Source organism: Fibrobacter sp. UWB12 (genome assembly GCF_900142485.1).
Taxonomy (GTDB): Bacteria; Fibrobacterota; Fibrobacteria; order Fibrobacterales; family Fibrobacteraceae; genus Fibrobacter.
The window spans coordinates 1-17,181 of the sequence record NZ_FRAZ01000010.1; the positions used below are offsets into that span (position 1 = coordinate 1).

32 protein-coding genes are annotated in these 17,181 nt (G+C 51.3%); all 32 read left to right on the forward strand.

Annotated elements, in window-relative coordinates:
• Positions 1–480 (forward strand): EF-Tu C-terminal domain-related protein (locus BUA34_RS13660; protein ID WP_254794461.1); only part of this gene is annotated, 480 nt, incomplete at its 5' end.
• A 9-nt stretch (positions 481–489) separates the two neighbouring features.
• Positions 490–798, forward strand: coding sequence for a 30S ribosomal protein S10 (gene rpsJ / locus BUA34_RS13665; protein WP_014546117.1), 309 nt, complete (start codon positions 490–492; stop codon positions 796–798).
• Between the two features lie 5 nt (positions 799–803).
• A complete protein-coding gene (gene rplC, locus BUA34_RS13670; RefSeq protein WP_014546116.1) occupies positions 804–1,421 on the forward strand; it encodes a 50S ribosomal protein L3 in 618 nt (205 codons plus the stop codon).
• Positions 1,421–2,041 (forward strand): 50S ribosomal protein L4, encoded by a 621-nt coding sequence (rplD, locus tag BUA34_RS13675; protein ID WP_072830543.1) that lies wholly within the window; start codon positions 1,421–1,423, stop codon positions 2,039–2,041. Before rplC ends, rplD begins: the two co-directional genes overlap by 1 nt.
• Positions 2,041–2,343 carry a 50S ribosomal protein L23 gene (rplW, locus tag BUA34_RS13680; protein WP_072830545.1) on the forward strand — a complete coding sequence of 101 codons (303 nt, stop codon included), beginning with the start codon at positions 2,041–2,043 and terminating at the stop codon, positions 2,341–2,343. The genes rplD and rplW overlap by 1 nt, the downstream gene beginning before the upstream one ends.
• Positions 2,344–2,345: 2 nt before the next feature.
• Positions 2,346–3,176 (forward strand): 50S ribosomal protein L2, encoded by an 831-nt coding sequence (rplB, locus tag BUA34_RS13685; protein ID WP_072830547.1) that lies wholly within the window; start codon positions 2,346–2,348, stop codon positions 3,174–3,176.
• A gap of 3 nt (positions 3,177–3,179) precedes the next feature.
• On the forward strand, positions 3,180–3,461 hold the full coding sequence (rpsS, locus tag BUA34_RS13690) for a 30S ribosomal protein S19 (protein WP_072830549.1): 282 nt from the start codon (positions 3,180–3,182) through the stop codon (positions 3,459–3,461).
• Positions 3,461–3,811 carry a 50S ribosomal protein L22 gene (gene rplV / locus BUA34_RS13695; RefSeq protein ID WP_014546112.1) on the forward strand — a complete coding sequence of 117 codons (351 nt, stop codon included), beginning with the start codon at positions 3,461–3,463 and terminating at the stop codon, positions 3,809–3,811. The genes rpsS and rplV overlap by 1 nt, the downstream gene beginning before the upstream one ends.
• A gap of 2 nt (positions 3,812–3,813) precedes the next feature.
• Positions 3,814–4,473 (forward strand): 30S ribosomal protein S3, encoded by a 660-nt coding sequence (rpsC, locus tag BUA34_RS13700; protein ID WP_014546111.1) that lies wholly within the window; start codon positions 3,814–3,816, stop codon positions 4,471–4,473.
• Positions 4,474–4,475: 2 nt separating this feature from the next.
• Positions 4,476–4,889, forward strand: coding sequence for a 50S ribosomal protein L16 (gene rplP / locus BUA34_RS13705; protein WP_014546110.1), 414 nt, complete (start codon positions 4,476–4,478; stop codon positions 4,887–4,889).
• Positions 4,889–5,080 (forward strand): 50S ribosomal protein L29, encoded by a 192-nt coding sequence (rpmC, locus tag BUA34_RS13710; protein ID WP_014546109.1) that lies wholly within the window; start codon positions 4,889–4,891, stop codon positions 5,078–5,080. The genes rplP and rpmC overlap by 1 nt, the downstream gene beginning before the upstream one ends.
• A 17-nt stretch (positions 5,081–5,097) precedes the next feature.
• Positions 5,098–5,352 (forward strand): 30S ribosomal protein S17, encoded by a 255-nt coding sequence (gene rpsQ / locus BUA34_RS13715; RefSeq protein WP_015732012.1) that lies wholly within the window; start codon positions 5,098–5,100, stop codon positions 5,350–5,352.
• 20 nt (positions 5,353–5,372) lie between these two features.
• The gene (gene rplN / locus BUA34_RS13720; RefSeq protein WP_015732011.1) at positions 5,373–5,741 is read left to right on the forward strand and encodes a 50S ribosomal protein L14; all 369 of its coding nucleotides are present in this window, start codon (positions 5,373–5,375) and stop codon (positions 5,739–5,741) included.
• Positions 5,741–6,037 carry a 50S ribosomal protein L24 gene (gene rplX / locus BUA34_RS13725; RefSeq protein ID WP_072830551.1) on the forward strand — a complete coding sequence of 99 codons (297 nt, stop codon included), beginning with the start codon at positions 5,741–5,743 and terminating at the stop codon, positions 6,035–6,037. Before rplN ends, rplX begins: the two co-directional genes overlap by 1 nt.
• Before the next feature lie 9 nt (positions 6,038–6,046).
• Positions 6,047–6,586: a 50S ribosomal protein L5 gene (rplE, locus tag BUA34_RS13730; protein ID WP_014546107.1), complete on the forward strand. Its 540-nt coding sequence runs from the start codon at positions 6,047–6,049 to the stop codon at positions 6,584–6,586.
• A 9-nt stretch (positions 6,587–6,595) separates the two neighbouring features.
• Positions 6,596–6,781 (forward strand): type Z 30S ribosomal protein S14, encoded by a 186-nt coding sequence (locus tag BUA34_RS13735; RefSeq protein ID WP_014546106.1) that lies wholly within the window; start codon positions 6,596–6,598, stop codon positions 6,779–6,781.
• 13 nt (positions 6,782–6,794) lie between these two features.
• Positions 6,795–7,190: a 30S ribosomal protein S8 gene (rpsH, locus tag BUA34_RS13740; RefSeq protein ID WP_072830553.1), complete on the forward strand. Its 396-nt coding sequence runs from the start codon at positions 6,795–6,797 to the stop codon at positions 7,188–7,190.
• A gap of 2 nt (positions 7,191–7,192) precedes the next feature.
• Positions 7,193–7,732, forward strand: a complete 540-nt coding sequence (gene rplF / locus BUA34_RS13745) for a 50S ribosomal protein L6 (protein ID WP_072830691.1) — start codon at positions 7,193–7,195, stop codon at positions 7,730–7,732.
• Between the two features lie 9 nt (positions 7,733–7,741).
• A complete protein-coding gene (gene rplR / locus BUA34_RS13750) occupies positions 7,742–8,113 on the forward strand; it encodes a 50S ribosomal protein L18 (RefSeq protein ID WP_072830555.1) in 372 nt (123 codons plus the stop codon).
• An 11-nt stretch (positions 8,114–8,124) separates the two neighbouring features.
• Entirely contained in the window at positions 8,125–8,607 is a 483-nt protein-coding gene (gene rpsE / locus BUA34_RS13755; protein WP_015732010.1) for a 30S ribosomal protein S5, read from the forward strand.
• A 13-nt stretch (positions 8,608–8,620) separates the two neighbouring features.
• The gene (gene rpmD, locus BUA34_RS13760; protein WP_014546101.1) at positions 8,621–8,800 is read left to right on the forward strand and encodes a 50S ribosomal protein L30; all 180 of its coding nucleotides are present in this window, start codon (positions 8,621–8,623) and stop codon (positions 8,798–8,800) included.
• A 1-nt stretch (position 8,801) separates the two neighbouring features.
• Positions 8,802–9,242, forward strand: a complete 441-nt coding sequence (rplO, locus tag BUA34_RS13765; RefSeq protein ID WP_072830557.1) for a 50S ribosomal protein L15 — start codon at positions 8,802–8,804, stop codon at positions 9,240–9,242.
• Positions 9,242–10,603: a preprotein translocase subunit SecY gene (secY, locus tag BUA34_RS13770; protein WP_072830559.1), complete on the forward strand. Its 1,362-nt coding sequence runs from the start codon at positions 9,242–9,244 to the stop codon at positions 10,601–10,603. The genes rplO and secY overlap by 1 nt, the downstream gene beginning before the upstream one ends.
• Positions 10,603–10,821, forward strand: a complete 219-nt coding sequence (gene infA, locus BUA34_RS13775) for a translation initiation factor IF-1 (RefSeq protein ID WP_014546098.1) — start codon at positions 10,603–10,605, stop codon at positions 10,819–10,821. The genes secY and infA overlap by 1 nt, the downstream gene beginning before the upstream one ends.
• 27 nt (positions 10,822–10,848) lie before the next feature.
• Positions 10,849–10,965 carry a 50S ribosomal protein L36 gene (gene rpmJ / locus BUA34_RS13780; RefSeq protein WP_014546097.1) on the forward strand — a complete coding sequence of 39 codons (117 nt, stop codon included), beginning with the start codon at positions 10,849–10,851 and terminating at the stop codon, positions 10,963–10,965.
• Positions 10,966–10,974: 9 nt separating this feature from the next.
• The gene (gene rpsM, locus BUA34_RS13785; RefSeq protein WP_014546096.1) at positions 10,975–11,343 is read left to right on the forward strand and encodes a 30S ribosomal protein S13; all 369 of its coding nucleotides are present in this window, start codon (positions 10,975–10,977) and stop codon (positions 11,341–11,343) included.
• Between the two features lie 26 nt (positions 11,344–11,369).
• Positions 11,370–11,795, forward strand: a complete 426-nt coding sequence (gene rpsK, locus BUA34_RS13790; protein ID WP_072830693.1) for a 30S ribosomal protein S11 — start codon at positions 11,370–11,372, stop codon at positions 11,793–11,795.
• Between the two features lie 18 nt (positions 11,796–11,813).
• Positions 11,814–12,788: a DNA-directed RNA polymerase subunit alpha gene (locus BUA34_RS13795; protein WP_015732009.1), complete on the forward strand. Its 975-nt coding sequence runs from the start codon at positions 11,814–11,816 to the stop codon at positions 12,786–12,788.
• A 2-nt stretch (positions 12,789–12,790) separates the two neighbouring features.
• Positions 12,791–13,264, forward strand: coding sequence for a 50S ribosomal protein L17 (gene rplQ / locus BUA34_RS13800; protein WP_072830561.1), 474 nt, complete (start codon positions 12,791–12,793; stop codon positions 13,262–13,264).
• A gap of 80 nt (positions 13,265–13,344) precedes the next feature.
• Positions 13,345–14,526, forward strand: coding sequence for a polysaccharide biosynthesis/export family protein (locus BUA34_RS13805; protein ID WP_072830563.1), 1,182 nt, complete (start codon positions 13,345–13,347; stop codon positions 14,524–14,526).
• A gap of 3 nt (positions 14,527–14,529) precedes the next feature.
• Entirely contained in the window at positions 14,530–15,729 is a 1,200-nt protein-coding gene (locus BUA34_RS13810) for a GumC family protein (RefSeq protein ID WP_072830565.1), read from the forward strand.
• An 18-nt stretch (positions 15,730–15,747) separates the two neighbouring features.
• Positions 15,748–17,109, forward strand: a complete 1,362-nt coding sequence (locus BUA34_RS13815; protein WP_072830567.1) for an O-antigen polymerase — start codon at positions 15,748–15,750, stop codon at positions 17,107–17,109.
• Positions 17,110–17,181: the final 72 nt, after the last annotated feature.

Sequence of the window (17,181 nt, forward strand, 5' to 3'; positions counted from 1 at the left end):
GTCGTTCGCTTGAACGACAAGGTCGAACGTATCGGTCTCGGTGAAACCACCGAATACGTCATCACCGGTGTTGAAATGTTCCGTAAGCTCCTCGACGACGCTCAGGCCGGCGACAACGTTGGTCTCTTGCTCCGTGGCGCTGAAAAGAAGGACATCGTCCGTGGCATGGTTCTCGCCGCTCCGAAGTCCGTTACTCCGCACACCGAATTCAAGGCTGAAATCTACGTTCTCACGAAGGACGAAGGTGGCCGCCACACGCCGTTCATGAACGGCTACCGTCCTCAGTTCTACTTCCGCACCACCGACGTTACCGGCACGATTCAGCTCCCGGAAGGCGTCGAAATGGTTACTCCGGGTGATACCGTCACGATTCACGTGAACCTCATCGCTCCGATCGCCATGGAAAAGCAGCTCCGCTTCGCTATCCGCGAAGGTGGACGTACTGTTGGTGCTGGCTCTGTTACCGAAATCATCAAGTAAGGAATAATCATGGCTGGTGAACGCATCCGTATTCGCTTGAAGAGCTTCGATCATCGTATGATCGACCGCTCTGCTCAAGATATCGTGAATACAGCTAAGAACACTGGGGCTCGTATTGCAGGCCCCATCCCTCTCCCGACGAAGATCCAGAAGTATACGGTGCTCCGCTCTCCGCATATTGACAAGACTTCTCGTGAACAGTTCGAATCCCGTACGCACAAGCGTCTTATCGACATCCTTGATGCTACGCCGCAAACTGTAGATTCCCTCATGAAACTTGACTTGCCGGCAGGCGTTGAAGTCGAAATTAAGGTCTAATAACAATGAACGGTATTCTCGCAAAGAAATTGGGAATGACCCAAGTGTTCACGGAACAGGGCGAATGCGTCCCTGTCACGGTTCTCGAAGCCGGTCCGTGCGTGGTCGTTTGCCATAAGACAGAAGAGAAGGACGGCTACACTGCTGTCCAGATCGGCTTTGGTCTCAAGAAGGAACAGCGCGCCAATAAGGCAGAAGTCGGCCATTTCAAGAAGGCTGACGTGGCTGTTCGTGAACACCTCGCTGAATTTGATGTCGCTGATCTCGAATCCTGGCCGGTTGGCAAGGAATTCGGCGCTGCCGACTTCGCTGATGCAAAGACTGTGAACGTCTCTGGCATCTCCAAGGGTCATGGTTTCTCTGGCACTATCAAGCGCCACGGTTTCCATAGCGGTCCTCGTTCCCATGGTACGCACAATATGCGCGAACCGGGTGGTACGTCCGCTCACTCCTATCCGGGTCGTGTTTTCCCGGGTAAGCGTATGGCTGGTCAATACGGCAACAAGAAAGTGACCGTGAAGCACCTCCAGGTCGTCAAAGTTGATGGCGACCGCAACCTGATCTTCGTCCGTGGCGCTGTCCCGGGCCCGAAGAACAGCATTATCGTGGTGAGGAAAGACTAATGGCTAGTGCAAAGCTTTTCGCCGCTACTGGCGATTTTAAGAATGATATCCAGCTCCCGGCTCTCTTCGACCAGGAAGTCAACAAGGTCTGCATGTACCTCCACATCAAGGCTATCCTGAACAACAATCGTCAGGGTACTGCTCAGACTAAGTCCAAGGGCGAAGTCAGCGGCGGTGGCCAGAAGCCGTGGAAGCAGAAGGGTACGGGTCGCGCTCGTTCCGGCCAGAACACCTCTGCAGTTTGGGTTCGTGGTGCCAAGGCTCACGGTCCGAAGTCTCATGACTACTTCGAAAAGGTTAACAAGAAGGTCAAGAAGATCGCATTCCACTCCGCTCTCGCCTCCAAGGCAAGCGAAGGTAAGGTCTCCGTGTTCGAAGCTCTCAGCTTCGCCGCTCCGAAGACTAAGGATCTCCTCGCAGTTCTTTCCAAGTCTGGTATCGAACAGCGTAACGTCCTCTTCATCGTTAGCGAAAAGGATCAGAACCTTTATCTTTCTTCCAACAACATTCCTTGGTGCCGCTGCGCTCGCGTAGCTGACGTCAACACTTACGATGTTGTTCGCGCAAATAACGTTGTCATCTCTCAGGCTGCTCTTGCAGAACTTGAAGGAGGCCGCTAATGAAAGAAATTCGTGAAATCCTCGTTGCTCCGCACGTTACCGAAGAAACCATGAAGAACATGGTCAATCCGCGTAACGACGTGCACAAGTACGTATTCAAGGTTGCCTTGGACGCTAGCAAGGAAGACATCAAGTACGCTATCGAAAAGCGCTTTGACGTCAAGGTCGCTAAGGTCAATACTTTGATCAACCGCGGCAAGATCAAGCGCGTCCGTATGGTCGCTGGCAAGAAACCGAACTGGAAGAAGGCCTACATCACGTTGAAGGCCGGGCAAAAGATTGCCGAGTTTGAAGGAGTATAACCATGGGTCTGAAATCTTATCGCCCGATTACCCCGACACTGCGTTACAAGCAGCTTGGTGACCGCAAGGAAATCACCGCTGCCAAGCCGTACAAGCCGCTTACCGAAGGTATCAAGCGCAGCTCCGGCCGTAACAATGCTGGTGAAATTACCTCCCGTCGTCGTGGTGGTGGTCACAAGAAACTGTATCGTATCATCGACTTCAAGCGTCAGTTTGCCGGTCTCTCCTGCACTGTCGAAACAATCGAATACGATCCGAACCGTACAGCTCGCATCGCTCTCGTCAAGTACGAAAACGGCAAGCGTGCATACATCATCGCTCCGGCCGAAATCAAGGTTGGCGATGTGCTGAAAGCTGGTGAAGGTGCTGAATTCCGCGTAGGTAACGCAATTCCTCTCCGCGACATTCCGCTCAACACCATTATCCACAACATCGAAATGAAGCCGGGCAAGGGTGCTCAGATTGCTCGTTCCGCTGGTGCCGGTGCAGAACTGGTTGCCAAGGACGGCAAGCTCTGCCAGGTCAAGCTTCCGAGTGGCGAAGTTCGCTACATCCCGGAAGAATGCCTCGCTACCGTTGGTCAGGTTTCCAATATCGATCACATGAATGAATCCTCGGGTTCTGCAGGCCGCTCTCGCTGGCTCGGCAAGCGCCCGGCCGTCCGTGGTGTCGTTATGAACCCGGTCGACCACCCCCTTGGTGGTGGTGAAGGTCGTACCTCTGGTGGTCGTCATCCGTGCTCTCCTTGGGGTAAGAACTCTAAGGGTGCTAAAACTCGTAACAACAAGCGTACTGATAAGTTCATCGTACGTCATCGTCAGAAGAGGGCCTAATTCATGTCTAGATCCCTTAAGAAAGGTGCGTTCGTGGATTCCCACGTTCTCAGCAAGGCCCAGGCGATGGCCGGTTCCGACAAGAAACAGGCTATCAAGACCTGGTCCCGTCGTTCCACAATCGTCCCGGATATGGTCGGACTCACTTTCTCCGTCTATAACGGCAAGCAGTTCCTTCCGGTTTATGTCACCGAAAACATGGTTGGCCATAAGCTCGGCGAATTCGCTCTGACCCGTACTTTCCGCGGTCACCGCAAGACTGAAACTGCTGGAGGCAAGAAATAATGCAAGCTGTTGCTAAAGTTAAAAACGTCCGTTACGGCGTTCGCAAGCTCCGTCGCGTAGTTGACCTCGTTCGTGGCAAGTCCGTCAGCGAAGCCTTCGCGATGCTCTCCATCCTCCGTACGCAGACCAAGGGTGCTCCGCTGGTTGAAAATGCTCTCAAGTCCGCTGTTGCTAACTTGAAGCAGAAGTCCGCCGCTCCGGTTTCCGCCGAAGAAATCGTGATCAAGACCATCACCGCTGATGGTGGTACGATCATGAAGCGTATTCACCCGCGTTCCCAGGGCCGTGCTTTCCGTATCGAAAAGCCGCTCTCCCACATCACCGTCGTTGTCGCAGACAAGGAGAATTAATAATGGGTCACAAAACTCATCCTAATGGTCTTCGTCTTGGCGTTATCCGCGGTTGGGAATCCAAGTGGTATGCCGAAGACAAGTTTGCCGATCTTCTCTATGAAGATATCGTGCTCCGTCGCTACTTGATGAAGCGTTTCGAACATGCCTCCCTTTCCAAGGTCGGCATCGAACGTACCGTCAAGAAGGTGAACGTTAACCTCTATACCGCTCGCCCGGGTATCGTTATCGGTAAAAAGGGCGAAGAATTGGAACGTTTGAAGGGCGAACTCCAGTTCCTCACCGGTAAAGAAATCTATATTGCAGTCCACGAAATCAAGCGTCCGGAAACTGATGCCAAGCTCGTGGCTGAAAACATTGCTCGCCAGCTCGAAAAGCGTATTTCTTTCCGCCGTGCCATGAAGCGCGCTATCCAGTCCGCTATGCGCATGGGCGTTGAAGGAATCAAGGTGCAGTGCGGTGGCCGTCTCGGCGGTGCTGAAATTGCACGCGTTGAAAAGTATGCTGAAGGCCGCGTGCCTCTGCACACTCTTCGTGCTGACATCGACTACGCAACTGCCATCGCTAAGACCGTTTATGGTGCCATCGGTATCAAGGTGTGGATCATGCACGGTGAAAAGATTGGTAAGGACGTCATGAACGACAACAAGAGAGAGAAGTAATTATGCTGAGTCCGAAAAGAACATTGCATCGTAAGCAAATGAAAGGGCGCATGAAGGGCGTCGCCTCTCGTGGCAACTATATCGCCTTTGGCGAATTCGGTATCCAGGCTCTTGAAAAGTGCTGGCTCACCGCTCGTCAGATCGAAGCTGCTCGTATCGCCATGACTCGTAAGATCAAGCGTGGTGGCCGCGTTTGGATCCGCGTCTTCCCCGATAAGCCGATTACCCGTCACCCTGCAGAAGCCCGTATGGGTAAGGGTAAGGGCGCAGTCGAATTCTGGGCAGCCGTAATCCTCCCGGGTCGCATCCTTTTTGAAATGGGTGGTGTTGAACGTGAACTTGCCATGGAAGCTCTCCATGTCGCAATTCAGAAGCTCCCCCTTAAGTGCAAAATCATCGAAGAATCGGAGATCTAATGAAAGCACGTGAATTGAAAGAACTGGGCGTTGACCAGCTCAAGGAAAAACTGGCTCAGTTGAATCTCGATTTGTTCAATTACCGCATGACTGCGAAGCTCGGTAATTTGGAAAAACCCTCTGTGATTCAAGCTGCCCGCAAGGACATCGCCAGAATCAAGACCATCCTCAGCGAAAAGGCCAAGGCATAAGCCGGCAGGAGCAGGAAATGGAAAGAAACCTTCGTAAAGTCAAGCAGGGTATCGTCTCTTCCGACAAGATGGACAAGACGATTACGGTTGTGGTCGAAAACCGCAAGCGTCACCCGATGTACAACAAGATCATGACTACGACCAGCAAGCTCAAGGCTCACGATGAAAAGAATGAAGCCGAAGAAGGCGACTTGGTTGAAATCATGGAAACTCGTCCCCTCTCTGCAACGAAGCGCTGGCGCCTCGTCCGCATTGTGGAAAAGAAGAAGTAAACTCCTGGAGTAAGGCGAATATGATTCAAGAAGAAACCAGACTCGTCGTGGCCGATAACAGTGGTGCCAAGGAAGTCGCCTGCATCCGTGTTTTGGGTGGCACAAACCGTCGCTATGCTAGCATCGGTGATGTCATCAAGGTAGCCGTTAAGGACGCTATCCCCCAGAGCAAGGTGAAGAAGGGTTCCGTGGCCGACGCCGTTGTCGTCCGCACAGCAAAAGAAATCGCACGTCCGGACGGAACGTTCATTCGTTTCTCCGACAACGCAGTGGTTCTCATCAACAAGGATGGCGAACCGCGTGGAACCCGTATTTTTGGACCGGTGGCTCGTGAGCTCCGTGACAAGAAGTACATGAAGATCATCTCCCTCGCACCTGAGGTTCTCTAATGGCTAACATCAAGAAGAATGATATCGTCAAGGTGATTTCCGGTGCTAATAAAAAGACCGGCACCGTGATCAGTGTCAAGGGCGACAAGGTGACCGTTTCGGGTGTTAACGTCCGCAAGCGTCACGAAAAGCCGTCCCAGACCAATCAGACTGGTGGCATCGTTGAAAAGGAAATGCCGATTCACATTTCCAACGTGATGCTTCTCGAAGGCAACACTCCCGTTCGTACCCGCATCGTTCGCGAAAAGGGTAAGAAGGGCGTTCGTACCAGTGTTAAAACTGGAAAGGCTGTGTAAGGTAACGTAATGAACCAGATGAAGCAATTCTATCTCGAAAAGGTCGTTCCGGCCTTGCAGCAAAAGTTTGCCTACAAGAACGTGATGCAGATTCCGCGTCTCGAAAAGATCGTGCTCAACATGGGCGTGGGCGCCGCTTCCCAGAACCGCAAGATTCTCGACGAAGCTGCTGACACTCTCACTGCTATCACCGGTCAGAAGGCTATTGTCACTAACGCTAAGAAGGCTGTCGCTAACTTCCACCTCCGTGAAGGTATCGGCATCGGTGCTAAGGTCACCCTTCATGGCGACAACATGTGGGACTTCCTCTATCGTTTCATCAACATCGACCTTCCGCGTGTCCGTGACTTCCGTGGTCTCGCACGCCGTGGCTTTGATGGCATGGGTAACTTCACCCTCGGCATCAAGGAACAGACGATCTTCGTTGAAATCGATATTGACAAGATTTCCCGTACTTTCGGTATGGACATCTCCTTCGTCACCTCCGCTAAGACGGACGATGAAGGTCGCGCCCTTCTCGAAGAACTTGGACTCCCCTTCAGGAAGTAAGGTAATACCATGGCAAGCAGAAGAATGATTGAAAAATGCAAGCGTACTCCGAAGTATACCGTTCGTGGGTACAACCGTTGCAAGCGTTGCGGTAGGCCGCACGCCTTTATGCGCCGCTTTGGCCTTTGCCGTATTTGCTTCCGCGAAATGGCACTCGCCGGCGAAATCCCCGGTATCACAAAGTCGTCTTGGTAAGGAGAGTATACTCATGGCAATGACAGATCCTATCGCCGATATGCTCACCCGTATCCGCAATGCCTCTACGGCAAAGCTCCCCGTGGTGGACATTCCTGCCAGCAATCTGAAGCGTGATATTGCACGTGTGTTGCAGGAAAAAGGTTTCATTAAAAAGTTCGTCGTCGTTGATGACGGTAAGCAGGGCATCCTCAAGGTCCTCCTCCGTTACACGAAGGGCGAATCCGCAATCCAGGGCCTTCAGCGCGTTTCTACGCCGGGTCTTCGTCACTACGTTGACGTGGCCAAGCTTCCGCGCGTTCGCAATGGCCTCGGCTATGCAATCATCTCCACATCTAAAGGTGTCATGACTGACCACGAAGCCCGCGAACAGAAGGTGGGTGGCGAAGTCATCGCAAAGGTATGGTAAAGATGTCCCGTATCGGTAAAGCTATTATCACTATCCCGGCTGGCGTTAAAGTCGCCGTCAATGGTCAGAACATCAAGGTTGAAGGCCCGAAGGGTAAGCTCGAAACTAACGTTCACGAACTCATTTCCATCAATCTCGATGGCGATAAGCTCTCCTTCACCCGCCCGAACGATGAAAAGTTCACCCGCGCTATGCACGGCACCACTCGCGCTCTCGTCAATAACATGGTCGAAGGCGTCACCAAGGGTTTCCAGAAGACTCTCGAAATCGTTGGCGTGGGCTACCGCGTAGAACAGAAGGGTAAGGATTTGAACCTCGTCCTCGGTTTCTCTCATCCGGTGATCTTCAAGGCTCCGGAAGGCGTTGAACTGAAGGCTGTTGATCCGCTGAAGATTACGATCTCCGGCATCGACAAGCAGAAGGTCGGCCAAGCTGCAGCAGAAATTCGCAAGTACCGCAAGCCTGAACCGTATAAGGGCAAGGGCATCAAGTACGCTGGCGAAATTGTCCGTCGCAAGCAAGGTAAGAAGACAGGTAAATAAGGGTAAACTATGACTGCAATTGCTAAAAAAAGAATCCAGTCCAGAATCGCACGCCACGAACGCGTACGTAAGTCTGTTGTCGGAACTGCAGAATGCCCTCGTTTGGCTGTTCGCCGTTCCTTGTCTCACATGGTCGCCCAGATTTTTGATGACGAAAACAACAAGTCTGTCGCTCAGGTCACCACAGCTTCCAAGGAATTCCAGGGCAAGTTTGGTGAAATGACGAAGACCGAACAGGCTAAGCAGCTCGGTCTCCAGATTGCTGAAGTCGCCAAGTCCAAGGGCGTTGAATCCGTGGTCTTTGACCGCGGCGGTTACATCTATCACGGTCGCGTTCAGGCTCTCGCTGAGGGAGCTCGTGAAGGCGGACTCAAATTCTAGTGAGGTACACTTTGGAACGCGAAGCTCAAGTTTCTGAATTTGAAGACAAGGTTGTACACATCAACCGTTGCGCTAAGACCGTTAAGGGCGGCCGTCGCATGTCCTTCTCCGCTCTCGTTGTCGTTGGCAACAAGAACGGCAAGGTCGGTGTCGGTCTCGGCAAGGCTAAGGAAGTTTCCGAAGCTATCCGTAAGGGTACCGAAGCCGCTCAGAGAAACATCGTGGAAGTCCAGCTCCTCGATGGCACCATCCCGCACGACATCGAAGTGAAGAGCGGTTCTACCCGCATCCTCCTCATGCCGGCTGCTCCGGGTACTGGTGTTATCGCCGGTGCTGCTGCCCGTGCTGTTCTCGAACTCGCCGGTGTCCGCAACATCCTCACGAAGATTCACGGTTCTTCTAATCCGAGCACTGTCGTAAGTGCTTGCTTGGAAGGCCTGCTTTCTCAGAAGAACAAACAGGACTGCGCCAAGTTGCGTGGTTTTGAAGCCTAAGGAGTAATACCTAATGAAGAAAGTTCGTATTACTTTGATCAAGGGTATCGTCCGTCGCCTTCCGGTGCACCGCGCTAACGTGGCTGCACTCGGCCTCCGCAAGATCGGACAAACTGTTGAACACAATTTGACCCCGTCCATCCAGGGCATGATCAATGCCGTGAAGGACATGGTCAAGGTCGAGGAGATCTAAGATGGAACTCAATACTCTCAATCCTGGCAAGGCTGCCAAGGGCAAGAGCCGCAAGCGCATTGGTCGTGGTCCGGGCTCTGGCTGGGGCACTACTGCCGGTCGTGGTCAGAAGGGTGCTGGTGCTCGTAAGAGCGCTAAGGCCGGTCGCGTCGCTTTCGAAGGCGGCCAGATGCCGATTCACCGTCGTATCCCGAAGCGCGGCTTCAAGCACGCTGGTGTTGAATTCCAGATCGTGAACCTGAAGAAGCTCGCCGCTGTCAGCGCTGTTGAATTTGACGCCAAGGTCCTTTTCGACCTCGGCTTCATCAAGAGCGTCGAACTGCCGGTCAAGGTCCTCGCTTTTGGTTCTATCGACAAGGCTATCAACGTAAAGGTTAACGCTATCAGCGAAAAGGCAAAGTCTGCTATTGAAGCTGCTGGCGGCAAAGTTGAGATCATCTAATGGAAGCACTCAAGAAAGCCATCGATGCGTTCGTCAATGCGTTTAAGATTCCGGATCTGCGCAAGAAGATTCTCTTCACGCTCGGTCTCCTGATCGTCTACCGTATTGGCGCTCACATCTCCATCCCCGGAGTAAACGCTGCGGTTCTCGCAGAATACTTCAAAAATTCGAATAACTTGTTTGGCCTGTACGACTCGTTTACCGGCGGTGCATTTGCGAAAGCAACTGTATTTGCCCTCGGTATCATGCCGTACATCAGCGCAAGCATCATCATCCAGTTAATGGGTTCGGTGATTCCTGCCATCCAGATGCTCCAGAAAGAGGGTCAGGAAGGTCGCGCAAAGCTGAATCAGTATACCCGATACTTCACGGTAGTTCTTTCTGCCTTGCAGGGATGGGGCATTTCTATGTGGCTTTCTAACCTCAAGGTGACGACAGCCGCTGGTACGGGAATCTCGGTTCTCTCCGATAACTTCTCGTCCGGACTCGGTAATTTCGGCTTTCGTCTCCTTGCTACGTTAACCTTCACCGTAGGTACCATCTTCTTGATGTACCTTGGCGAGCAGATTACCTCGCACGGTGTGGGTAACGGTATTTCTCTTATAATTTTCGCCGGTATCGTCGGTGGCCTTCCGAGAGCCATCTTAGCCGAATGGGAAATGTTTAGCGAAGGCATCCAGCCCCTTGCGATTGAGGTCTTTATCTTGGCCATCGTGGTTGTGATTGTCGGGTTTATCGTTTTCGTCGAGCAGGCGACCCGTCGCATTCCACTCCAAAGTCCTCGCAGGACCGTCGGAAACAAGGTCTTGGGTGGTCAGGCTAGCTATTTGCCTTTCAAGGTGAACACCGCTAACGTGATTCCCGTGATCTTCGCAAGCTGCATCATGTTCATTCCAGCAATGGTTGCATCTTGGTTCCCGAACGTATCTGCGATGCAGGCTTTTGCTTCTGCATTTATTCCGGGTCACATCTCCTACAGCGTAGTAGATGCACTCCTCATCATATTCTTCACCTACTTCTACACGGCAATCCAGTACAACCCGAACGACATTGCCGAAAATCTCAAGAGGTCTGGTGGGTTTATTCCGGGAGTCCGTCCGGGTAAGCAGACAGCAGAATACATTGACCATGTTTTGACCAGAATTTCATTGCCAGGGTCCCTCTACCTCGCTTTAATCAGCGTTGTTCCCCTGCACTTGAAAGACGCTCTCAATATGAGTTTCTATATTGGGGGTACCTCGGTCCTAATCGTGGTAGGTGTTGCTCTGGATACTCTTCGTCAGCTCGAAGCCCAGTTGCATACCAAAAACTATGAAGGTTTCTTGAAACGTGGCCGCATTCGCGGCAGGATGGCATCCTAGTGGCTAAAGAAGAAGGTATACAAGTAGAAGGCGTTGTGTTGGAAGCTCTTCCCAACGCTTTCTTCCGTGTTCAACTTGGAAATGGTCACGAAATCCTGGCCCATGTTTCAGGAAAAATGCGCCGGCATTTTATTAGAATTTTGCCGGACGACAAAGTGTTGGTCGAGATTTCCCCGTACGATTTAAATCGCGGGCGAATTACTTACCGTTACAAGTAATAGGTATTACAAAAGAAGGTCAAACCTATGAAAATCAAAGCCTCCATCAAACCCAGATGTGAAAACTGCAAGATCATCCGTCGCAAGGGTGTATTGCGCATCATCTGTTCGAAGAACCCCCGTCACAAGCAGAAGCAGGGATAAGGAGATCGTATGGCACGTATCGCTGGTGTCGATTTACCGAAAAACAAGACTGTTGAATACGGTCTGACGGCAATCTATGGTGTCGGTCTGTTCACCGCTAACAAGGTCTGTGCTCAGCTGGGCATTGACAAGAACAAGAAGTGTGACGACCTGACTGAAGAAGAACAAGGTAAGATTCGTCATCTTTTGGAAGATGAATACTCTGTGGAAGGTCAGCTCCGCGCAGAAGTTACCTTGAACATCAAGCGTTTGCAGGATATTGGCTGCTATCGCGGCATCCGCCACCGCAAGGGCCTCCCGGTCCGCGGTCAGCGTTCCCGCACCAACGCCCGCACACGTAAGGGCCCCAAGAAGACTGTGGCTAACAAGAAGAAGTAAGGAGTATCATCGTGGCTGAAGAAGAAATCAAGGAAACTGCTGCTGCCGCTGCTGAAGCTCCGGCTGCTGCTGAAGAAGTCAAGGTTAAGAAGGGCAAGAAGCGTATTGACATCCAGGGTATCGCCTGCGTGTTCGCTTCCTTCAACAATACAATCGTTTCTATCACCGACGCTCGCGGCAACGTGGTCGCTTGGGGTTCTCCGGGTAACTCCGGTTTCAAGGGCTCCCGCAAGAGCACGCCGTTTGCAGCCCAGCTTGCCGCTGAAACCGCTGCCCACAAGGCATTCGATCTCGGCATGCGCAAGGTGGACGTTCGCGTTAAGGGTGCTGGTGGCGGCCGTGAATCTGCCGTCCGCGCTCTCAAGAATGCGGGCCTCGAAGTTCTCTCTATTCGAGACGTGACGGGCATCCCGCACAATGGTTGCCGTCCTAAAAAGAAGAGAAGAATTTAATCCAAAGAGGTATCGCCAATGATGTGGAAATCACTTCAGATGCCGCGCAGCTTCCAGAAAGTGGAAACCGGCGAAGATGGCCGCTACGCCAAGTTTGTCGTAGAAGCCTTGGAACGTGGCTGGGGTATCACCCTCGGTAACGCTCTCCGTCGCGTTCTCCTCTCCTCTCTGCAGGGTGCGGCTATTGTCTCCGTGAAAATCGAAGGCGTTGACAAGGAATTTTCGACGATTCCGGGTGTGAAGGAAGATGTCACTGACATTATCCTCAACCTCAAGAGCATCCGTGTAAAGCTCCTGTCTGATCACGACGAAACCCTTCACCTGGACATGTCCGGTGATGGCGAAGTCACGGCCAAGGACTTTATGGACAATCCAAATGTCACTATCCTGACTCCGGATGTTCACATTGCGACATTGAACGGTAACGCTTCGTTGTCGATGGACGTGAAGATCTCCTGCGGTCGTGGTTATGTTGTTGCCGACGAACTCAAGGACAAGGACGCTCCGATTGGCGTTATCGCCATGGATGCGAACTTCAACCCGGTTCAGAAAGTCGCAATGCACATCAGCGATACCCGCGTTGGTCAGAAGACGGACTACAACCGTCTGGAACTTGAAATTACAACAGACGGTTCCATTGACCCGGAAGACGCTCTTGCATATGCTGCAAAGCTTCTTGTGGATCACTTGGAAATCTTCATCAACTTCGAAGGCGATCTCGAATCTCCTGAAGAACTCGAAATGGATGAAGAACGTCAGCGTATCGCTAACCTCCTCCGTATGCGCGTGGACGATCTGGAACTTTCCGTTCGCTCCAGCAACTGCCTCCGTATGGCAAATATCCATACTATTGGCGAGCTTGTTCGCAACAAGGAAAACGATATGCTCAAATACAAGAACTTCGGTAGGAAGTCCTTGGTTGAACTTAACGAGGTGTTGACGTCGATGGGCCTTTCGTTTGGCATGGACGTCGATGATTACTTGAAGGATTAAACATGAGACACGGTGTAAAAAACAAGAAACTGGGTGTTAACGCCCAACACAAGCGTGCCATCCTCCGCGCCCTCACTACTTCCATCATCGGTAAGGGCATGGAATCGGATCAGAACAAGCGCTATGTGCGTACCACTCTCCACAAGGCAAAGCTTGTCCGTGGTGCTGTCGAACGCATGATTACCTACGCAAAGAAGGGTGACCTTTCTGCACGTCGTGAAGCTGCTCGCTTCATTATGGACCCGAAGGTTCTCCAGGATTTGTTCAACACGATCGGTCCGCGTTATGCTAACCGCAACGGTGGTTACACTCGCGTGCTGAAGCTCGGCCCGAACCGCGCTGGTGACGCTGCTGAAATGGCTTTGATCGGTCTCGTCGAAGACGAAATCGTTGCAAAGGCCAAGAAGGCTGCTCCGGCTGCTAAGGCTGATGCTGCTGTTGACATGGTCGAAGGCGAAGGCAAGTCCGCTAACTAAGATCAAAAACGGTCAACCGCTTTTAAAAAGGGACTCGGTTAATGCTGAGTGCCCTTTTTTTTTGTATTATTATACTACCTATGCGTTCTTTTTTTGTCTATCTGTTTTTGGCGTGTGTGTGTGCATTCGCTTCTGATTCCATGTTCGGAAATTCTGCGTCTGCAAGAAGTCTCGTTCTTGGTGAAGGTTCATCTACACGTGGTGCAGCATCCCTGACTCCGATGTACGCCGAAATGGCGGTGGACTCTAGCTATGTGCTTGGTCCTGGCGACTTTCTGGACCTGATGCTCGAGGACAAGTATCTTTCTATCCAGATATACCCGGATGGAAGCGTGGCTATCGAAGAATGTGGTGCCGTCAATGTGGGCGGAAAGACATTCGGCGAAGCGCAGAAGCTTATTTTGGATCTTGTTGCCAAGCGTTACAAGCGTGAATATTGCTTTGTTCAGCTTGCTGCCCTCAAGAAGTTCCGCGTGAACGCTATGGGCGCTGTAGGGCTTGTTGGCCAGCATATTGTGGAACCCCAGACAAGGCTTAGTTTGTTCATCCGCTCTATCGGAAATCCGCTTCCGAATGCAAATACCCAGGATGTCCAGGTGATTCGCGGCAAGGATACGATTCATGTGGATTATACCGCGATGACCACGAATGGCGACTTTAACAATGACATTATGCTGGAACAGGGCGACAAGGTGTTTATTCCTTTTGTTCCGATGGGCGATAACGTGAGCTTGATGTTCCCTGGGTACAGGACTAGTGTTGCTTATAGCCCGGAAAGGACCCTTGCGGATTACTTTGACCTTGCCGGTGCAAACAGGATGCATAATTACGGCTACAAGGCAGTGTGCGTGCGTGAACCGGATAAGGAACCGCGCTGGATTACACTTGCCGACATGAAGACGACTACGGTCGCGCCTAATACGGAAGTCGAGTTTTTTGTGAAGGAACTTTTCGTGTATATCGGTGGTGCCGTGAACTATATCGGGCGTTACGCTTACAACCCGACATGGCATGCGATTGATTACATTGCTTCGGGCGGTGTCAATACAAATACAGGTTCGTGGGACCAGGTCAAGGTTTGGCGTGGTGAAAAGCCCAAGGCTATTTCGGTTAACGTAGCGACTGACCCGATTTTGCCGGGAGACTATATCGAAATTCCCAAGAGCCATTACGAATCGTTCAAGGACTTTACGTTGTTCATGGCATCTCTCTTGAGCGTGATTTCGTCTGCATTCATCATTTACGTCACCTACAACAAGTAATTTATGGAAAAGCAAGATTCTATCGGTTTTGTTGAAATCTGCTTGCGGATTCTGAATAACGACTTGAAGCATTTCAAGTTTGTTGCTGCGTTTGTACTTATCCCGACCATTGTCGCTTTTGTCATGGTCATGTGGGTCGTGAAACCTAAGTATGCGGCTTCGGCAATTGTGACGCCTCCTGCATCGACGCAGCCTATGGCGGGTGCGCTTAGCGGGCTTATGGGTGGTTCGGGTATGAGTTCGCTTCTCGGTTTATCTATGGATAACGAAGATGTGAACGCCGTGTGGACGATTCTCAATTCATGGGAATTGCATGACCAGGTGATTGCGAAGTATGACCTTGCGAAACACTACAAGTTCAAGAGTAAGTTCCATGCTGACTTGCTGAAGGAGTTCCGCAAGAACTTTGGCCTTGAGATGAACAAGGAAGACATGCTTTCCATCTATTTTAAGGACACGGATGCAAAGCTTGCGGTCGATGTCGTGAACTTTATGCTCGTAAAGGCTGATTCGGCATTCAATGCGTTCAAGACGAAGCAGGCCCGCCAGTCTAGGGAATATTTCCAGTCAAGGTTGGATTCTTGCGAACATGTGCTTGACTCCTTAATTGCCAATTTTGTCGATTTCCAGGTGAAGAACAATGTTTATGAACCGAGTGTGCAACTCGAGGCTACGATCAAGTACTTGAGCGAATTGCAGGCCATGCGCGAAGAAGTCGGCATTGAGATGAATTTTGAAAAGCTCGACCGCGGCGAAAACAGCAAGCGTTACCAGGAACTTTTGAAGCGTTCCAAGGGTGTGAATTCTGCTCTTGGCGGAGCGCTCAAGGGTAAGCACAGCAACATCGGTCTTTTGGAACTCAAGAGATCTCCGGAACTTTATTCGGAATACCTGAGACGCGAAGCGGAAATTCGCATTCAGGAAGCAATGTACAAGGTGCTGCGCCAGCAGAGCGAGCAGATGCGCTTGGAAGAAGCAAAGATGCTCACGAACTTGCATGTACTTGAACCGCCTTGGGAAAACGACAAGAAGATTTCTCCGAAGCGCGGGCTTATCCTTGTGTTCACGGTGTTCTTCTCGTTTTTCTTGGCAACGCTTCTCTGTAACTTTGTCGAATACATGCGTTCGGAAAGTCGCACGAATGGCCGTACTGCAGCCGAGTGGGATTTTTTCGTCAAGAAAGTCTGCTTTTGGCATAAATAGTTTTTGGAGCGTCTGGGCATGATGGAGATGCTGTTTGCTTATCCAGAGTCGAGCGTGATGTTTGCGCTTGCCATCGTTGCCCTGGTGCTTATCTCCATTTTCAAGGAAGATTTTTTCCGTCCGTCGACTCTGTACTTCTTGGTGCAGATGGTGATGCTTGGCGTCTCGTATTTACAGTTCCTGCCGATGATGTCGGATTTCTATTATTCGACGTGGCTCGTGTGGGGCGGCGGCATGTTCTGCTTTTTGGTCGGTTGCTATGTGACGGATTTTGCGTGGAAATCGGCTGGTGGACCTCCGTTGCAGAAAAAGCTTGAAGTTCACGGCGAGTACAATTGGGTCTGTCATTTCTTCTTGAGTTTTTCAGCGTTCGCATATTTCTTTGTAGGTGTGCTTGGCGTGATTTCTGTGACCGGGAACCTTGTGCTATTGACGGATAATCCGTCGCAGTGGCTCACGGGTAAGGATAACGACGTGCTCAAGTACGCAGACTTCTTTACGTCGGGTGCGATGGTGGTCGGGCTTTTTGCAGTGGCGTCGTTCAAGTCCATGAACCCGGTGCGCTGGGTACGCTACGCGTCGCGCTTTATGGTGCTGTTCACAATTCTTCTTTCGTTTGCGACGTACCCGAGCCGCGGTATCAACATGCTCTGCCTTGGCATGTTCATGATTTTGTTCAACTACTTGCGCGGGCGGTTTTCGTGGCGCTCGCTTGCGGTGGTGACTGTATTTGTTGTCATCTTTTTTGTGGGGGTTGCATCGCTCAAGGGGCAATATGGGAACTCCGACATTACCGATAGCAAGATTGCAAAGGAAGTGGCGCTGCTCCCGTACAAGTATGTGGCGAACAACTACTGGAATCTGGATTACGCGTTCAACCGCATGAGCGATATCCCTGAACATGATTGGACGTACGGTATCGATGCGTTCTTTGGCGTGACACACTTGATGCACATTGGCGATGGTTTGCAGCAGAGCTTTGGATGGGATACTCCGTTTAACGAGAGTATCGTGAAATACCCGGGCCTCAACACGATTCCTTATTTGTGGGACGCCTACAAGGATTTTGGGCTGCCCGGAATATTCTTGTTGCCGTTCTTCTTTGGCGTGCTCTTTACGTTCTGTTACCACAAGATGGCTGTGGCGAAAAATCCGTTTATGCTGTTGCTCTCGGCAACGTTCATGATGTGGATTATCCTGTGGAACTTTACGACCGGTTATAAACAAAGTATGTATTGGGTGTGGATGTCGTTCTTTTTCTTTGTCTGTACTGTCAGCAGCGGCCGCACTATTTTGCCGGCAGACCCTGAAGTCGTGGGTAACGAGGTAGACACAAAATCGACAAGCACTGAATGTGAAGTAGCGGTAAGCAGAACGTAGAGCTTATGAGCTTTTTTATAGATGTTTTGACAGACCTATTGTCTATGCTGCTCAATTGGCGGCATTTTGTGA

What these genes read in the sequence shown, in the direction of transcription:
- rpsJ (WP_014546117.1), top strand. Translation starts at nt 490, where the DNA reads ATGGCTGGTGAACGCATCCGTATTCGCTTGAAGAGCTTCGATCATCGT.
- rplC (WP_014546116.1), top strand. Translation starts at nt 804, where the DNA reads ATGAACGGTATTCTCGCAAAGAAATTGGGAATGACCCAAGTGTTCACG.
- rplD (WP_072830543.1), top strand. Translation starts at nt 1,421, where the DNA reads ATGGCTAGTGCAAAGCTTTTCGCCGCTACTGGCGATTTTAAGAATGAT.
- rplW (WP_072830545.1), top strand. Translation starts at nt 2,041, where the DNA reads ATGAAAGAAATTCGTGAAATCCTCGTTGCTCCGCACGTTACCGAAGAA.
- rplB (WP_072830547.1), top strand. Translation starts at nt 2,346, where the DNA reads ATGGGTCTGAAATCTTATCGCCCGATTACCCCGACACTGCGTTACAAG.
- rpsS (WP_072830549.1), top strand. Translation starts at nt 3,180, where the DNA reads ATGTCTAGATCCCTTAAGAAAGGTGCGTTCGTGGATTCCCACGTTCTC.
- rplV (WP_014546112.1), top strand. Translation starts at nt 3,461, where the DNA reads ATGCAAGCTGTTGCTAAAGTTAAAAACGTCCGTTACGGCGTTCGCAAG.
- rpsC (WP_014546111.1), top strand. Translation starts at nt 3,814, where the DNA reads ATGGGTCACAAAACTCATCCTAATGGTCTTCGTCTTGGCGTTATCCGC.
- rplP (WP_014546110.1), top strand. Translation starts at nt 4,476, where the DNA reads ATGCTGAGTCCGAAAAGAACATTGCATCGTAAGCAAATGAAAGGGCGC.
- rpmC (WP_014546109.1), top strand. Translation starts at nt 4,889, where the DNA reads ATGAAAGCACGTGAATTGAAAGAACTGGGCGTTGACCAGCTCAAGGAA.
- rpsQ (WP_015732012.1), top strand. Translation starts at nt 5,098, where the DNA reads ATGGAAAGAAACCTTCGTAAAGTCAAGCAGGGTATCGTCTCTTCCGAC.
- rplN (WP_015732011.1), top strand. Translation starts at nt 5,373, where the DNA reads ATGATTCAAGAAGAAACCAGACTCGTCGTGGCCGATAACAGTGGTGCC.
- rplX (WP_072830551.1), top strand. Translation starts at nt 5,741, where the DNA reads ATGGCTAACATCAAGAAGAATGATATCGTCAAGGTGATTTCCGGTGCT.
- rplE (WP_014546107.1), top strand. Translation starts at nt 6,047, where the DNA reads ATGAACCAGATGAAGCAATTCTATCTCGAAAAGGTCGTTCCGGCCTTG.
- BUA34_RS13735 (WP_014546106.1), top strand. Translation starts at nt 6,596, where the DNA reads ATGGCAAGCAGAAGAATGATTGAAAAATGCAAGCGTACTCCGAAGTAT.
- rpsH (WP_072830553.1), top strand. Translation starts at nt 6,795, where the DNA reads ATGGCAATGACAGATCCTATCGCCGATATGCTCACCCGTATCCGCAAT.
- rplF (WP_072830691.1), top strand. Translation starts at nt 7,193, where the DNA reads ATGTCCCGTATCGGTAAAGCTATTATCACTATCCCGGCTGGCGTTAAA.
- rplR (WP_072830555.1), top strand. Translation starts at nt 7,742, where the DNA reads ATGACTGCAATTGCTAAAAAAAGAATCCAGTCCAGAATCGCACGCCAC.
- rpmD (WP_014546101.1), top strand. Translation starts at nt 8,621, where the DNA reads ATGAAGAAAGTTCGTATTACTTTGATCAAGGGTATCGTCCGTCGCCTT.
- rplO (WP_072830557.1), top strand. Translation starts at nt 8,802, where the DNA reads ATGGAACTCAATACTCTCAATCCTGGCAAGGCTGCCAAGGGCAAGAGC.
- secY (WP_072830559.1), top strand. Translation starts at nt 9,242, where the DNA reads ATGGAAGCACTCAAGAAAGCCATCGATGCGTTCGTCAATGCGTTTAAG.
- rpmJ (WP_014546097.1), top strand. Translation starts at nt 10,849, where the DNA reads ATGAAAATCAAAGCCTCCATCAAACCCAGATGTGAAAACTGCAAGATC.
- rpsM (WP_014546096.1), top strand. Translation starts at nt 10,975, where the DNA reads ATGGCACGTATCGCTGGTGTCGATTTACCGAAAAACAAGACTGTTGAA.
- BUA34_RS13795 (WP_015732009.1), top strand. Translation starts at nt 11,814, where the DNA reads ATGATGTGGAAATCACTTCAGATGCCGCGCAGCTTCCAGAAAGTGGAA.
- rplQ (WP_072830561.1), top strand. Translation starts at nt 12,791, where the DNA reads ATGAGACACGGTGTAAAAAACAAGAAACTGGGTGTTAACGCCCAACAC.
- BUA34_RS13805 (WP_072830563.1), top strand. Translation starts at nt 13,345, where the DNA reads ATGCGTTCTTTTTTTGTCTATCTGTTTTTGGCGTGTGTGTGTGCATTC.
- BUA34_RS13810 (WP_072830565.1), top strand. Translation starts at nt 14,530, where the DNA reads ATGGAAAAGCAAGATTCTATCGGTTTTGTTGAAATCTGCTTGCGGATT.
- BUA34_RS13815 (WP_072830567.1), top strand. Translation starts at nt 15,748, where the DNA reads ATGATGGAGATGCTGTTTGCTTATCCAGAGTCGAGCGTGATGTTTGCG.